Annotated in this window: 12 protein-coding genes; 4 read left to right on the forward strand and 8 right to left on the reverse strand. The window is 73.6% G+C overall.

Annotated features, from left to right (window positions below; all coding sequences use genetic code 11):
* Positions 1-39: 39 nt before the first annotated feature.
* Both ACFRAC_RS04265 and xylB read right to left on the reverse strand, forming a co-directional pair.
* A complete protein-coding gene (locus tag ACFRAC_RS04265; protein ID WP_382920393.1) occupies positions 40-1,248 on the reverse strand; it encodes an ROK family protein in 1,209 nt (402 codons plus the stop codon).
* A gap of 13 nt (positions 1,249-1,261) precedes the next feature.
* On the reverse strand, positions 1,262-2,707 hold the full coding sequence (gene xylB / locus ACFRAC_RS04270; RefSeq protein ID WP_382920396.1) for a xylulokinase: 1,446 nt from the start codon (positions 2,705-2,707) through the stop codon (positions 1,262-1,264).
* Between the two features lie 202 nt (positions 2,708-2,909).
* Here xylB and xylA point away from each other — a divergent pair, with 202 nt between their 5' ends.
* Both xylA and ACFRAC_RS04280 read left to right on the forward strand, forming a co-directional pair.
* On the forward strand, positions 2,910-4,076 hold the full coding sequence (xylA, locus tag ACFRAC_RS04275) for a xylose isomerase (protein WP_382920399.1): 1,167 nt from the start codon (positions 2,910-2,912) through the stop codon (positions 4,074-4,076).
* A gap of 187 nt (positions 4,077-4,263) precedes the next feature.
* Positions 4,264-4,704: a hypothetical protein gene (locus ACFRAC_RS04280; RefSeq protein WP_382920402.1), complete on the forward strand. Its 441-nt coding sequence runs from the start codon at positions 4,264-4,266 to the stop codon at positions 4,702-4,704.
* Here ACFRAC_RS04280 and ACFRAC_RS04285 read toward each other — a convergent pair whose 3' ends face one another.
* Together ACFRAC_RS04285 and ACFRAC_RS04290 are read right to left on the reverse strand one after the other, a co-directional pair.
* Positions 4,705-6,042 (reverse strand): SWF or SNF family helicase, encoded by a 1,338-nt coding sequence (locus ACFRAC_RS04285; protein WP_382920405.1) that lies wholly within the window; start codon positions 6,040-6,042, stop codon positions 4,705-4,707.
* Positions 6,039-8,906: a DEAD/DEAH box helicase gene (locus ACFRAC_RS04290; RefSeq protein ID WP_382920408.1), complete on the reverse strand. Its 2,868-nt coding sequence runs from the start codon at positions 8,904-8,906 to the stop codon at positions 6,039-6,041. The genes ACFRAC_RS04285 and ACFRAC_RS04290 overlap by 4 nt, the downstream gene beginning before the upstream one ends.
* Before the next feature lie 305 nt (positions 8,907-9,211).
* Between ACFRAC_RS04290 and ACFRAC_RS04295 the strand changes: the two genes are divergently transcribed.
* Positions 9,212-9,394: a hypothetical protein gene (locus ACFRAC_RS04295; RefSeq protein WP_053751218.1), complete on the forward strand. Its 183-nt coding sequence runs from the start codon at positions 9,212-9,214 to the stop codon at positions 9,392-9,394.
* A 30-nt stretch (positions 9,395-9,424) separates the two neighbouring features.
* On the opposite strand, the gene ACFRAC_RS04300 is transcribed toward ACFRAC_RS04295, so the two are convergent.
* The 4 genes from ACFRAC_RS04300 to ACFRAC_RS04315 form a co-directional block, all read right to left on the reverse strand.
* Positions 9,425-10,792, reverse strand: a complete 1,368-nt coding sequence (locus tag ACFRAC_RS04300; RefSeq protein ID WP_382920412.1) for a tannase/feruloyl esterase family alpha/beta hydrolase — start codon at positions 10,790-10,792, stop codon at positions 9,425-9,427.
* Positions 10,793-11,036: 244 nt separating this feature from the next.
* Positions 11,037-11,909 carry a hypothetical protein gene (locus ACFRAC_RS04305; RefSeq protein WP_382920414.1) on the reverse strand — a complete coding sequence of 291 codons (873 nt, stop codon included), beginning with the start codon at positions 11,907-11,909 and terminating at the stop codon, positions 11,037-11,039.
* 147 nt (positions 11,910-12,056) lie between these two features.
* Positions 12,057-12,353, reverse strand: a complete 297-nt coding sequence (locus ACFRAC_RS04310; RefSeq protein WP_382920416.1) for a hypothetical protein — start codon at positions 12,351-12,353, stop codon at positions 12,057-12,059.
* Positions 12,354-12,544: 191 nt separating this feature from the next.
* A complete protein-coding gene (locus ACFRAC_RS04315) occupies positions 12,545-13,144 on the reverse strand; it encodes a class I SAM-dependent methyltransferase (protein WP_382920419.1) in 600 nt (199 codons plus the stop codon).
* 152 nt (positions 13,145-13,296) lie between these two features.
* Here ACFRAC_RS04315 and ACFRAC_RS04320 point away from each other — a divergent pair, with 152 nt between their 5' ends.
* Positions 13,297-14,070 carry an MHYT domain-containing protein gene (locus ACFRAC_RS04320; RefSeq protein WP_382920422.1) on the forward strand — a complete coding sequence of 258 codons (774 nt, stop codon included), beginning with the start codon at positions 13,297-13,299 and terminating at the stop codon, positions 14,068-14,070.
* The last annotated feature ends 46 nt before the right edge of the window (positions 14,071-14,116 follow it).

The following is a 14,116-nucleotide window of genomic DNA, read 5'->3' on the forward strand; positions in this document are numbered from 1 at the left end:
CTCACTCACGTGAGTGAACTCGGTCCGCCTGAGCCGGGATCAGGCCCGCTGGGCCACCGAGGCCGGGTCGTCCAGCACCGCCCGCACGACCGCGTGCGCGGCCCCCAGCAGAGGCCCCTCGGGACCCAGCCGGGACACGGACACGGGACAGGCGGGGCCCGCGGTCCGCCGGTCCAGTTCCGACTCCAGCGACGGCAGGAGCCACGGCGCGAGTGCGGCCAGGGCGCCGCCGAGCACCACCGTGCGGGGGTCGAGCAGATTGACGGCGCCCGTCAGCGCGATGCCGAGCGCCGTGCCCGCCTCGCGCAGCGCGCCCCGCACGGCCTCGTCCCCGTCGGCGGCCCGTTCCGCCAGCAGCCCGACCCGGTCCTCACCCGGCTCCAGCCCGGCCGCGCGCAGCACCGCCTCCTCACCCGCGTACTGCTCGAGGCAGCCCCGACCACCGCAGGGGCACGCGGGTCCTTCGGGCTGGACGGGCATGTGCCCCAGCTCGCCCGCGAATCCGCGCGTCCCGTGCAGCAGCGATCCGTCCACGACGACCGCGGCGCCGATACCGATCTCCGCCGACACGTGCAGGAAGTCCTGCGGTGTGCCGTCGCCCAGCCACAGTTCGGCGAGGGCGCCGAAGTTGGCCTCGTTGCCCACCGTGAGGGGGAGGTCGGTGGTGAGCAGGTCGCCCAGGTCGGTGTCCCGCCAGTCGAGGTTGGGGGCGCGGACGACGGTCCGGGCGTCGCGGGCCACCAGACCCGGCACGGCCACGGCCAGACCGGCCGGCCACAGCCCCTCGCGGCCCGCCTCCGCGACGATCTGGTCCACGAGTTCGCCGAGTTCGGCGAGCACCGGCTCGGCGGCCCGGCCCCGGTTCGCGGTATGGCGCACGGCCCGGGCCCGTACCTCGCCGCGCAGGTCGACGGCGCAGACGGCGAGATGGTCCACGCCGACCTCCGCGCCGATCCCGGCCGGCCCGTGGGCGCTGACCGCGAGGGCCGACCCGGGACGGCCGACCCGGCCGGGTCGCTCGGGGCCCAGCTCCTCCAGCAGACCCGAGCGGATCAGCTCGTCGACCAGTGTGGAGACCGCCGCGCGGGTCAGCCCGATCCGGGTGGCCACGGCCGCGCGCGAGAGCGGCCCGTCGGCGCTGACCGTGTGCATCACCCGGGCGAGATTGCGGCGGCGCATGCCCTGCTGGGTGTCGGGCAGCGCGCGCCCGGCGCCCGCCGGGTTGACCTCGTGCAGCGGTGCGGTCATGCCTCCGTCTTCCTCAGTGCGCCTCGGGGCTCCGCTCCAGCAGCGGGGCCGCGTCGGAGAGTACCCCGCTGATCCGGGCCAGCGTCTCGTCGTCCCGCTCCACGGCGTCCAGCACCGGCCCGCGCGCGGTGTCCCAGCGGCGGGCGACCGCGGACGGGTCCTCGCCGGTCAGCAGCCCGGCCGCCTGGGCGGCGGCACCCAGCGCGACCAGCTCCTTGGCCTCGGGTACCTGGACCGGGCGTCCCGAGAGCCGGCGGACGGTCTGCTGCCAGGCCGTGCCCCGGGCGCCCCCGCCGATCAGCAGCAGCGGTGCCGAACGGTCCGCGTCCTCGTCCAGCACCAGGTCCAGGGCGCCCAGCAGCGCGTGCACGGCACCGTCGTAGGCCGCCTGGAGGAGCTGGCCGCCGGTCGTGTCGTGGCGCAGACCGTGCAGCAGGCCCGACGCGTGCGGCAGGTTCGGCGTGCGTTCGCCGTCCAGGAAGGGCAGGAAGGTGAGGCCCGAGACCGGTTCCACGGCTTCCCGGTCGCGGCCCAGCAGGGCGGCGACCTTGTCGACCGCGAGCGTGCAGTTCAGCGTGCAGGCCAGCGGCAGCCAGCCGCCGTGCGCGTCGGCGAAGCCCGCCACCGTGCCGGTGGGGTCCGCCGGACGCCGCCGCGACACGGCGTACACGGTGCCCGACGTGCCGAGGCTCAGGACGGGCGTGCCGGGGAGCAGGCCGAGACCCAGCGCCGCCGCCGCGTTGTCACCGGTGCCGGGCGCCACCAGGGTGCCCTTGGAGAACGGCAGGTCGTGGCTGTCGCGCACGGTGCCCGCGACCTCGCCGGGCCGCACCACGCGCGGCAGCAGCGCCGGGTCGAGCCCGACGTGCTCCAGGATCTGGGCGTCGTACGTCTCCGTCCCCGAGGCCCACCAGCCCGTGCCGGAGACGTCGCCCCGGTCGGTGGTGCCCTGACCCGTCAGGCGCTCGGTGAGGTAGTCGTGGGGCAGGCGCACGGCCCGGGTGGCACGCACCGACTCCGGCTCGTGCTCGGCGAGCCACGCCCACTTCGTCACCGTGAACGAGGCCGCCGGGACGGAGCCCGTCCGGTCCGCCCAGAACTTCGCGCCGCCCAGCTCATTCGTCAGGCGCTCGGCCTGCGGCGCCGAGCGCACGTCGTTCCACAGCAGGGCCGGACGGACCGGCTCGCCCCGCTCGTCCAGCGTGACCAGGCCGTGCTGCTGACCGCCGATCGACACGGCGGCCGCCTCGCGCGCGGGCTCACCGCACTGACGCAGGGCCTCGCACAGCGCGTCGTACCACTGGCGGGGGTCGCTCTCCCGGCCCGCACCCGAGGTGACGGTGTGCGGCGCCTGGCCGCTCGCGACGACCCGCCCGGTCGACACGTCGACGACCAGCGCCTTGGTGGACTGGGTGGACGTGTCCACGCCGACGACGAGCGGACCCTCGGCTGCTGACATCGGGCTCTCCCTTTTCCGCGGCTCTGCGGCTCTCTGACCTGCTGCTTCGTGGCTGTCCGGCGCGTGGCGACCCGGATCCGGCCCTTTCGGGGACATCGTGTCCCTTCCCAGGGGCGCGTTCGCATACTAATTTGTAAACCGCCATGACGAAATAGTCGTAGCGAGTCGTTCAAGCAGTCGTCAGTAAGCAAGGAGCCGCGTCATGAGCTACCAGCCCACCCCCGAGGACAGGTTCACCTTCGGTTTGTGGACCGTCGGCTGGCAGGGACGAGACCCGTTCGGCGACGCCACCCGCAGTGCCCTCGACCCGGTCGAGACGGTGCGACGTCTGGCCGAGCTCGGCGCCCACGGCGTCACCTTCCACGACGACGACCTGATCCCCTTCGGGTCCTCGGACACCGAGCGCGAGGCGCACGTCAAGCGCTTCCGCGAGGCCCTCGACGCCACCGGCATGAAGGTGCCCATGGCGACGACCAACCTCTTCACCCATCCCGTCTTCAAGGACGGCGCCTTCACGGCCAACGACCGCGACGTGCGCCGCTACGCCCTCCGCAAGACGATCCGCAACATCGACCTGGCCGTGGAGCTCGGTGCCGAGACCTACGTCGCCTGGGGCGGCCGCGAGGGCGCCGAGTCCGGTGCCGCCAAGGACGTGCGGAACGCGCTCGACCGCATGAAGGAGGCGTTCGACCTCCTCGGCGAGTACGTCATCTCCCAGGGCTACGACCTCAAGTTCGCCATCGAGCCCAAGCCGAACGAGCCGCGCGGCGACATCCTGCTGCCCACCGTCGGCCACGCGCTGGCGTTCATCGAGCGCCTGGAGCGCCCCGAGCTGTACGGCGTCAACCCCGAGGTCGGCCACGAGCAGATGGCCGGGCTCAACTTCCCGCACGGCATCGCCCAGGCGCTGTGGGCGGGCAAGCTGTTCCACATCGACCTCAACGGCCAGTCCGGCATCAAGTACGACCAGGACCTGCGCTTCGGCGCCGGCGACCTGCGCTCGGCCTTCTGGCTGGTCGACCTCCTGGAGAGCGCCGGTTACACCGGTCCCCGGCACTTCGACTTCAAGCCGCCGCGGACCGAGGACCTCGACGGCGTGTGGGCGTCGGCCGCGGGCTGCATGCGCAACTACCTGATCCTCAAGGAGCGCGCCACGGCCTTCCGCGCCGACCCGGAGGTTCAGGAGGCCCTGCGCGCCGCCCGGCTGGACGAGCTCGCCCAGCCGACGGCTGCGGACGGCATCAAGGGCCTGCTCGCCGACCGTGCCGCCTTCGAGGAGTTCGACGTCGACGCGGCCGCCGCGCGCGGGATGGCCTTCGAACGCCTCGACCAGCTCGCGATGGACCACCTGCTGAGCGCCCGCGGCTGACCACGCGCGTGTGCGTGCGCACCGCCCGTCCCCCGACAGGCGGTGCGCACACGGTGCCGGGGTGGCCGTCCGGACGCGGCCACGCACCGAGCGGATTGTTCCGGAACCATGAGATCCGTGGCCCGGAGCGGTCCCAACTCCCTTACAGGGGTCGCGGATCGCCCGCGGCGTTGCCACCCTTGACGGTATGGCCACGCCACCCGTACCCCCTCAGCCGCCAGGACCGCCTCCCGGTCACACCCCACCGGGCGGTTTCGGCCCGCCCGCCGACGGCTACGGCAGCGGCGGTCCGCCCCCGTACGGTGGCGGCGGTCCCAGGCGCCCACGCAATCCGCTCGTCCTCCTGCTCGTCGCCGTGGTCGCCGTCGCCGCCGTGGTGGCGGCCGTCCTGCTGGTCAGGGGGAACGGCGACGACACACCCGATGACGGCTCGCCGTCCGGCACCAGCACGAACCCCTCGCCACGGCCGTCGCTGAGCATCCCGAGCAAGTTGCCCAGCGAGCTGCCCACCTCGCTCCCGTCAGGCTTCCCGACCGATCTGCCGAGCGGGTTCCCGACCGACGTGCCGAGCGGGTTCCCGAGCGGTCTCGAATCGCTCCTGCCGTCGCTGGAGGACGCGTTGCCGTAATCAGGTGCCCTCGCTCGCCCGGGTGCCGTCGGGCCGGTGAGCGACGCTGTCGGGTTCGGCGGCGGCCAGTGCCGTCGCCGGATCATGCGCGGGCGCTCCCGCGGGCACCCACCGGCCCGCCTCCTCCCGGTAGGGCCACCAGCGTCCGTCCCGTCCCAGGCGCAGCTGACCGGGGGAGCCGTCCACGGTCCACCGGTTCCCGTCGCGCCGCAGCGGCGGCCGTTCGTCCTCGTCCCACGCGGTCTCCAGGGCGGTACACGCGCGTGCCAGTGTCTCGCCCTCCACCCGCCACTTCTCATCGAGCACGCACAGGGCGGCCTCACCACCGAGCCGCCACGCGCGTACGGCCACGCCCAGCCCATCGCGCCCGCGCCCCGAACCGTCGGCCAGCCGCTCGGTCACGCGTGTGTCCGAGGTGCCCGCGGCCAGGCGTACCGCGTCCTGGGCGAGCGTCAATTCCGGGGCCGCGGACGGGCTCCGCGGCGTGTCCCGAAGCGCCTGCGCGAGCATGCGGTGCGCCTCGACGGCCGTCGCGGCGGCCAGGATCTCCAGGGCCTCGGGGGCGACGTCCGCGTCCGGCGCGGTCTCGGTGTCCAGTGAGGGCGGCACCCCCGGGTCCGCGGGCAGTCCGGGCAGGGCGGGCAGCGGCGGCAGGATGTCGCCGGTCGCGTACGCCTCGGCGGCGTCCACTCCTGGCCGCGCGCGGGAGGCGGAGGAGTCCCGCACCTCGCCGGTGGATGCCGTGTCGCCGCGGGCCTGGAGGTCGGCCAGGAGGGCCCGTTGACCGCGCCCGCGCATCAGGAACAGGACGAAGGGGTCCTCGTCCAGCAGCCGTGCCACCTGGTAGCACAGGGCGGCCGTGTGCTCGCAGTGGTCCCAGGCGTCGCAGGCGCACTCGGGTTCCAGGTCGCCCATTCCGGGCAGCAGGTCGATCCCCGTGACCGAGGCGTCCTCCACCAGGAGCGGGGGCATCTCACGGTCCAGCAGGGCGGCCACGTGACCCGCCCGTTCGACCGCCATGTCCAGGAAACGGTCCCACTGGCGCTCCGTCAGCGGCTCCACCAGGACGTCCGCCCGGTGCACCGCCCGGTCGCGGCCCCGCACCATGGCCGTGATGCGCCCGGGCCGAACCGACACGGCACCGACCGCGCCCGCCCGCGCGAGCCTGCGCCCCGCCTTGAGCTGCTGGAGGTCGAGTGCCGACTCCTCCAACGCCGTCAGCCAGGCCTGCCCCCACCAGGTGACGGCGAACCCCCTCCCACGCGCGGGAGGGAACGCGGCGAAGGTGCGCTCCACGTCGGCGCCGTGCCCGGCCGTCGCGTCCTCGTGCCCGGTCATCGGATGCCCCTTCGCAGTTCCACCAGATCGGCCAGTTCCGCGTCCGTGAGCTCCGTCAGGGCCGCCTCACCCGCGCCGAGCACGGCGTCCGCCAGCGCCTGCTTGCGGCTGAGCATGCCGGCGATGCGGTCCTCGACGGTGCCCTCCGTGATCAGCCGGTGCACCTGTACCGGCCGGCTCTGGCCGATGCGGTACGCACGGTCGGTGGCCTGAGCCTCCACCGCCGGGTTCCACCAGCGGTCGTAGTGCACGACGTGCTCGGCGCGTGTGAGGTTCAGCCCGGTGCCGGCGGCCTTCAGCGACAGCAAGAAGACGGGCACGTCACCGTCCTGGAAGCGACGCACCATACGCTCGCGCTCGGCCAGGGCCGTACCGCCGTGCAGGAACTGTGAGGCGATGCCGCGAGCCGCCAGGTGCCGTTCGATCAGGCGTCCCATCCCGACGTACTGGGTGAAGACCAGCACGCTCGCCTCCTCCGCGAGGATGGTGTCCAGCAACTCGTCGAGCAGCTCCAGCTTCCCGGACCGTCCGGCGATCCGCGGCCGTTCCTCCTTGAGGTACTGCGCCGGGTGGTTGCAGATCTGCTTCAGACCCGTCAGCAGCTTCACGATCGCACCGCGCCTCGCCATGTCGTCGGCACCGGCGATCGCCGCGAGGGCCTCCCGGACCACGGCCTCGTACAGGCCCGCCTGCTCCGCGGTGAGCGACACCGTGCGATCCGTCTCCGTCTTCGGCGGGAGCTCCGGCGCGATCCCCGGGTCGGACTTGCGGCGGCGCAGCAGGAAGGGCCGGACGAGGCGGCTGAGGCGTTGCCCGGCCGCCGGGTCCTGACCGCCCTCGACCGCGTCGGCGTACCGTCCGCGGAATGCGCCGAGGCGGCCCAGCAGACCCGGTGTCGTCCAGTCGAGGATCGCCCACAACTCCGAGAGATTGTTCTCGACCGGGGTGCCCGTGAGGGCCACGCGCGCGCGTGCGCCGATGGAACGCAACGCCCGCGCGGTCGCCGAGTACGGGTTCTTCACGTGCTGGGCCTCGTCGGCGACGACCATGCCCCAGGGGAGCGTCGCGAGCCCGGGCGCGTCCTGACGCATCGTGCCGTACGTGGTGAGCACGAACTCGCCCTGCGTCACGGAGGCGAGGTCGCGCCGCGCACCGTGGAAGCGGCGCACGCGCGCGCCGGGCGCGAACTTCTCGATCTCGCGCTGCCAGTTGCCCATCAGGGACGCCGGGCAGACCACCAGCGTCGGTCCCGCCGACGCGGGGTCGCCCTGCCGGTGCAGGTGCAGCGCGATCAACGTGATCGTCTTGCCCAGACCCATGTCGTCCGCCAGACAGCAACCGAGTCCCAGGGACGTCATCCGGGCCAGCCAGCTCAGGCCCCGCCGCTGGTAGTCGCGCAACGTGGCGGCGAGGGCGGACGGCTGGTCCACCTGCTCCTGTCCTTCGGGGTCCGCGAGACGTTCCCGCAGCGCGGTCAGCCAGCCCGTGGAGCGCACCTCCACCTGGCGGCCGTCGACCTCGATCGACCCGGTCAGGGCCGCGCCGAGCGCGTCGATGGGCGCCAGTTCGCGGCTCTCGCGCGCGTGGGCTCGCCGCACTTCCCGAGGATCGACGAGGACCCATTGGTCGCGCAGGCGCACGACGGGGCGGCTCGCCTCGGCGAGGCGGTCCAGTTCCTCGCGCGTGAGCCGCTGGTCGCCCAGGGCGAACGACCAGTCGATGGAGAGCAGCGCGTCGGAGGACAGGAACGACGGTGCGCCGGAGGTGAGCGCGCCGGCCCGGGCCGTGTCGTCCGACGGGCCGATCACCGCGCCGATGGTCAGCTCACGGGCGACGCCCCTCGGCCAGTGCACCTCGACGCCGATCCCCGACAGCCGGTGGGCGCCGTCCCGCAGCAGGTCCGTCACCTCGTCGTCGGAGAGGTCGACGGCGTCCGGGACGGCCGCGGACAGCAGTGGCGACAGAGGAGCCCAGACCCGGGCGGCGCGGCGCAGTGCCAGCAGCGTGTCCATACGCGCGCGGGGCTCGAACGCGCCGGACCCGCTCCACACCTCCACCGCGTCGGCCACCAGCGTCGGATCGCTCACGCCGTGCACCTGGAGCACGGCCCGGAAGGACGGCGCCGGTGAGTCCTCGGACGCCCTGTCCGTCCCGTCGGCACCGGTGAACTCCACTCGTACGGAGAGCCGTACGCCCGCGTCGTGGCCGGCCGCGACGTCGGCGGCCCAGGCGCGGAGTCCCGGCAGGTGCTGTGGTGACGTGGCCGCATACGCGGGACCGCCGGTGACGAGCGGCGCCGCGGGAGAGCGCGGCAGCGCGTCGGCGACCGCGTCCAGGAAGGCCCGGACCAGGTGCTCGGGGTCCGGCAGCCTCAGCGGTTCCTCGCCGGGCAGCGGCACCGCGTGCGCCTCGGGCGGCATCGCGGCGGCGAGGAGACGGACGCGCTCGACGTCCTCGGGGTGCAGCGGCCCCGCCCGCCAGGCGTCGTGGTCCTCGGCCGAGAGTCCGGGCAGCAGCAGACCGCGGGCCACGACGTGCAGAGCCAGGACGGTCGCCGTGCCCCAGAACACGCCGGCCCGGCCGGCCCGCGGTGACGTACGCGCGCGTGTGAGCACGGGCAGCGCGGCACGGACGGGTAGCAGCAGGGTCGGCACCTTGGCCGGCTGCACGCCGTTCTCGCCGGGTACGACGACGGACAGCTCCTCGACGCTTCCGTGCGGGAGGCGGGGTACGGTGCCGCCGCCGGTCCGCCAGAAGGCGACGCGACCCGCGCGGGCGGGAGCGCCCGGGAGGAAGACGATGTTGCAGGACGACGGATCGGGGAGGTCGGATGACGTCGCCTTTGCCTCAGGAAGCGTCGGCACGACTGAGCAGCACTCCTCAAATTTGACTACTCGGAGACGAGTCGCCGAGAGTACACGATCCGTCCGCCCGGCGGGTACGGTCATCTTGTGATCCAGGTCACCGGTCTGATCGGTGGCCGACTCGAGTGCCCAGGTGGTCGAGGAGCGTCGAGACGGCTCCGCGGCGACCGCGGACCGGCCCGACCATTCCCGACCATGAGGGGTCGCACCTCAGGGTCGTCTCAGGGGTGCGGTGTGGAACTGCCGGACGCACGGACCCGTTCTCAGGTCAGAGAGCGGCAGTGGCCGCGAAGGAGGCGACGCACATGTCGAAGAACGCGAAGATCGCCGCGGGAGGAGTGGCGGTCGGCCTCATCCTGCTGATCTGGCTGCCCTGGTGGGCGGCGCTCCTGATAGTGCTGGGAGTGCCGGCCGCCGCCTACCTCACGCTCGACCCGTCACAGCGGCGCAGGCTGCGCCGCGCCACCCGCAAGGAGCTCGGTCGCTGACCGGCCCCCTGCCGGCGGCGGACCAGGCAGCTACAGCGCGCAGGAGTTGACCACGTCGCCGTCCACGGGCTTCGCGACCGTCTGGTCCGCGGGCGGACGCACGCCTCGCTCCACCCACGAGACAAGCTTGTCGAAGGCGGACCGGTAGCAGGGCAGGATCGGGCGGAGCCGGTCCGGATAGGTGTCGTACAGGCCGTCGACATGCGTGCCGCCGACGACGGTGACATAGCTGTGCAGCCGGCTCCGTCCGCGTCCGTCGACCATGCGCGCGTACACGTCGGAGTCGGCGGCCTTCGGCAGCAGGGTGTCCAGATCGCCGTGCAGGGTGATCAGGGGGCGGCCGATGCGTCCGCTCAGGGCGACACGGGCCACGGCGCGATGCACGGAGGCGGGCCGGGAGGCGTAGTCATAGGAGGCGTCGGAGGCGCAGGGTGCCAGGATCTCCTCAGCCGTGGTGCCGGCCGAGGCTCCCGGGCAGGCCGGATCGTACGTGGGGTCGAACTCGGCGCGGTAGATCTTCTGCGTGACACCCCAGTACACCCGCTCGTGATAGGGCCACAGGAATTCGGAGCCGCGCGCGAAGCCGGCCGCGTACAGGTCCTCGTCGCGTGCGGAGCCGAGCATGCGTGCCACGGCGGTCGGCAGGGAGGTGAGGAGACTGGGGCCGTGCGCCGTCCACAGAGCGCCCTCCCAGTCGACGCCGCCGTCGTAGAGCTCGGGGTGGTTCTCCAGTTGCCAGCGGGTGAGGTACCCGCCGTTGGAGATGCCGGTCATGTACGTCCGGCGGGGAGCCTGGCCGTACCGTTGGGCCACGGCCTTGCGTGCGGCACGCGTGAGCTCGGTGGTGCGTCTGTTCCACTCGGCGATCGCGTCGCCGGGGCGGCGGCCGTCGCGGTAGAAGTCGGCGCCGCTGTTGCCCTTGTCGGTCGCCGCGTAGGCGTATCCCTGCGCCAGCACCTGGTCGGAGATCGCCGTGTCCGTCGCGTACTGCTTGCGGGTCCCCGGCGCCCCGGTCACCACGAGGCCGCCGTTCCAGCGGTCCGGAAGCCGGATCACGAACTGCGCGTCATGGTTCCAGCCGTGCGTGGTGTTGAAGCGGGAGGAGTCCGGGAAGTAGCCGTCGACCTGGACCCCGGGGACCCCGGACGGTGTCCGGGTGCCACGGGCCGTCAGCCCGGCCTGGTCGGCCATGTCGGTGTACGGCGTACCGGCGAGGCCCGTCGTGGTCAGATCCGCGAGACACGCGGCCTGCTGGAAGGCGGCACCCGGTACCCGCAGGCGGTCCTGGCGGGCGCAGTGCTGCTCGCCCCCCGTCGCGGCCGCGGCGGGGCCGGGGCCACCGAGGGCCGCGGCCAGCAGGGTGGCGGCGAGAAACGGAACAGCTCTGGTCAGGCGCATGGCAGCACTCCTGGCGGAAGGGGGACGAGCACATGAGGGAAGCAAGCCTCGAGGGCTGCCCCATGGTGCGGTCCGGGCTCCGCCTCATCCATGGGTTGGCACCACATGGAACGCCGCTGCCGAATGGGTCCCCACGACAGGGGATCGGTCCTGTCCGCATTCGGCAGGCGGATGCCACCGCTGGACGACGCGCACGCATGACGTCCCGCCGGCGGAAGGGCCGTGCGTCAGCGCGTCAGCAGGCTCAGCTCGGGCGTACCGCCATCTTGTCGAGCGCCTCCAGCAGCCCCGGCAGCTCCGGTCCGCGGCCCACCGGCAGGACCTCGCCGGGCTCGTCGTCCAGCAGCACGAACGCGATGTCGTCCGTCCGGGCGACGAGGGACCAGCCGGGGCCGTCCGCCCGCAGGGTGCGGGCGTCGCCGGAGGCGAAGGACGAGCGGACGCGGCCCAGGGGCGGCGGGGAGTCCACGTACGCGCGTGCCTCGGCCAGCACCCGCCGGATACCGCTGTGGCCTCCCTGCGCGGCGGGTTCGCCCTCGCTCCGCTCGCCTTCCTCGTCCTGCTCGCTCTCCTTCGGCGCCCCGGTGGCGGCGGCAGGGCTTCCGGCCGCGGCGAAGGCGTCGTCGTCGATCTGCTCCCGCCACATCGCCCACTGGAGGGCGATCTCGTCGGCGCCGAGCCGCCGCTGGGCCGGTCCCCACACGCTCGTGTCGGGCGGTGCCAGCGGCGGGCCGTCCGCGATCTCGGGGTCCGGGTCGTGCGGTGCGGGCACGTTCGGGGCGGCCACGGCGACGGCGAGCGGCCAGCCGGGAAGGGCGGCCACGACCGTGCGCTCGTCCGGCGACAGGTCGTACTCCATCCCGCAGTCCCAGGACGCGATGGCCACGGCCACCAGGGAGACGTCGTCGATGACCACCGTCCACCGGGCACCGTCGCCGTCCTGGCCGAGCACCAAGCCGTAGCCATCCGCGAGAGGCGCCAGTCCGAGCGCCGCGCAGGCCTCCGGATAGTCGTCGCCCAGCACGCTCGGGAACTTCGCGGGCGTCAGCAGCACCGCCGTGAGCACATAGAGCGCATCGTCCGCGGCGGCGACGGCCTCCTCGTCCGTCCCGGCCATCCCAGCCTCCCCATCGGTTCGTCCATCGGCGCGCACCCTAGTGCGCCCGCAAGCCCCTTGTCACGACTCCGAGACACCCCGGGCCTGCAGGTTTCCGGCCGCACGGGGCGAAATCGACCGCGAACGGCACCCATGGCGCGGCCTATGTCACGCGGTAGGGAGCCCCAGGAGCGCTCGCGCGACGGCCTGCGGGGACTCCTCGCGCTCGCGGGCGAGCGTGAGGACGGCCCGGCAGGCCAGCTCGCTCACTCCGAAGGACAGGGCTTCCGGAGACACCCAGCCGCTGGCCTCGTCGATCCGCTCCTGGTCGTCCGCCGCGCGCGCCGAGACGTACACGGCGGCGGCCTCGAACAGATTGTGCGTGCCGGAGTCCTTGCCGCTGTCCGGCTCCAGACGCAAGGAGCGGAAGACTCTGGCGCACGACTCGCGCAGCCTGGTCCACATGTGGGCACCTTCCCCCTGTAGGACGAATGACCGTGCAAGGCGATCGAGAGTGGAGACGAACGAACGTGACGACGGGCGCGAACGCTCATCCGACGATCCCAAAGTAGGAGTTGCGGTCGCCGCCGCATAAGGGGGCCTCGCCGCCGCCTGGGGCCGCCGGGCGCGCCTCCGGGCCGGCCGCCCCCGAGAGGTCAGGACGTCCGTGTCGCCAGGGCCAGGAAGCGGTCGTCCTCGTCGACGTACGACGTCATGTGCCACCCGGAGCCGGCCAGGAGTGGCCGCAGGTTCGCCTGGGCGCGCAGGTCGTCCGGGGTGAGCCGGCGGCCGTGCCGGGCCGCCAGCGCCGCCCGGCCGATCGGATGGAAGAGGGCCAGCGCGCCGCCGGGCCGCACGACCCTGGCCAACTCGCGCAGGTCGTCCGCCGGATGCGGCAGGTGCGCGATGAGCCCCGCCGCGAACACGGCGTCCACCGATCCCGGCCGCAGCGGCAGGGCGGCCACGTCGGCAAGCAGCAACCGCCCGTCGCGGTCGCGTCCGGCGCGCGCGGCGGCCTCCAGCATGGCCGGGGTGAGATCGACGCCCAGGACCACACCCGAGGTGCCCACGGCGGCGCGCAGCGGCGGCAGAGCGCGGCCGGTGCCGCAGCCCGCGTCGAGCACACGGTCGCCCTCGCCCAGTCCCAACGCGGCGACGGCCGCCGCGTAGGCGGGGCCGTCGTCCGGGAACCGGCTGTCCCAGTGGGCGGCGCGGGCGGTGAAGAACTCCTGCACGTCTGTGTGGTCGTCGCTCATGCCCCGCATGATCCCTCACCAGCACGAGTGACGCCGCTGTGCACACGTTCGAGCTCCATGCGGTCGTTCCGGCGCATCTCCGGGTCATATTCCAACACCTTTCGAAATGCGCCCCCTTCGTGCTCCCGTGCCCCGGCTAGCGTCCCGGGGCCATGGGACACCTGGACCACGCCGCCCTCGGCTGGCTGACCCCCGCCTTGTCGTACGTGATGGCGTGCACGGGCGCCGCGCTGGGACTGCGGTGCACCGTGCGCGCGCTCGGCGCCACCGGCCGTTCCCGCCGGAACTGGCTCGTCACCGCGGCCTCGGCGATCGGCACCGGCATCTGGACCATGCACTTCGTGGCCATGCTGGGCTTCAGCGTCAGCGGCACCGACATCCGCTACGACGTGCCACTCACCGTCCTGAGCCTCCTCGTCGCCATGGCCGTCGTCTGCGGCGGTGTCTTCGCCGTCGGCTACAGCAAGGACCGGACGCGCGCGCTGTTCCTCGGCGGCCTGGCCACCGGGATCGGTGTGGCGAGCATGCACTACCTGGGCATGGCCGCCGTACGGCTCAACGGCGACATCACCTACGACCCCGCCCTCGTCGGGCTCTCGGTCCTGATCGCCGTCGCCGCGGCGACGGCCGCGCTGTGGGCCGCGCTCAACATCAAGTCCCCCGTCGCGGTCGCCGTCGCCTCCCTGATCATGGGCGCGGCGGTCAGCAGCATGCACTACACCGGGATGCTCGCGGTCCGTGTGGACGTCGTCCCGGCCGGCGGGGTTCTGCCCGGGGCCACGGCGATGCAGTTCATCTTCCCCCTCGCCGTCGGCCTCGGGTCCTACCTCTTCCTGACCTCCGCCTTCGTCGCGCTGTCGCCCGCCGCCGGGGGACGTGAGGCGCCCGCGCCTGCCCCGCGCGCCGTGGGACGGACCACCGGCTGACCGAGCCCGTGGGGCCCGCGCGGCCCACCGGAGCAGGTCCCCGAAC

It is taken from the genome of Streptomyces sp. NPDC056628, from assembly GCF_042792555.1.
GTDB lineage: Bacteria > Actinomycetota > Actinomycetes > Streptomycetales > Streptomycetaceae > Streptomyces.

Bases quoted from the DNA above. Each gene is read 5' to 3' on its own strand.
- ACFRAC_RS04265 (WP_382920393.1), bottom strand. From the start codon at position 1,248: ATGACCGCACCGCTGCACGAGGTCAACCCGGCGGGCGCCGGGCGCGCG.
- xylB (WP_382920396.1), bottom strand. From the start codon at position 2,707: ATGTCAGCAGCCGAGGGTCCGCTCGTCGTCGGCGTGGACACGTCCACC.
- xylA (WP_382920399.1), top strand. From the start codon at position 2,910: ATGAGCTACCAGCCCACCCCCGAGGACAGGTTCACCTTCGGTTTGTGG.
- ACFRAC_RS04280 (WP_382920402.1), top strand. From the start codon at position 4,264: ATGGCCACGCCACCCGTACCCCCTCAGCCGCCAGGACCGCCTCCCGGT.
- ACFRAC_RS04285 (WP_382920405.1), bottom strand. From the start codon at position 6,042: ATGACCGGGCACGAGGACGCGACGGCCGGGCACGGCGCCGACGTGGAG.
- ACFRAC_RS04295 (WP_053751218.1), top strand. From the start codon at position 9,212: ATGTCGAAGAACGCGAAGATCGCCGCGGGAGGAGTGGCGGTCGGCCTC.
- ACFRAC_RS04300 (WP_382920412.1), bottom strand. From the start codon at position 10,792: ATGCGCCTGACCAGAGCTGTTCCGTTTCTCGCCGCCACCCTGCTGGCC.
- ACFRAC_RS04305 (WP_382920414.1), bottom strand. From the start codon at position 11,909: ATGGCCGGGACGGACGAGGAGGCCGTCGCCGCCGCGGACGATGCGCTC.
- ACFRAC_RS04310 (WP_382920416.1), bottom strand. From the start codon at position 12,353: ATGTGGACCAGGCTGCGCGAGTCGTGCGCCAGAGTCTTCCGCTCCTTG.
- ACFRAC_RS04315 (WP_382920419.1), bottom strand. From the start codon at position 13,144: ATGAGCGACGACCACACAGACGTGCAGGAGTTCTTCACCGCCCGCGCC.
- ACFRAC_RS04320 (WP_382920422.1), top strand. From the start codon at position 13,297: ATGGGACACCTGGACCACGCCGCCCTCGGCTGGCTGACCCCCGCCTTG.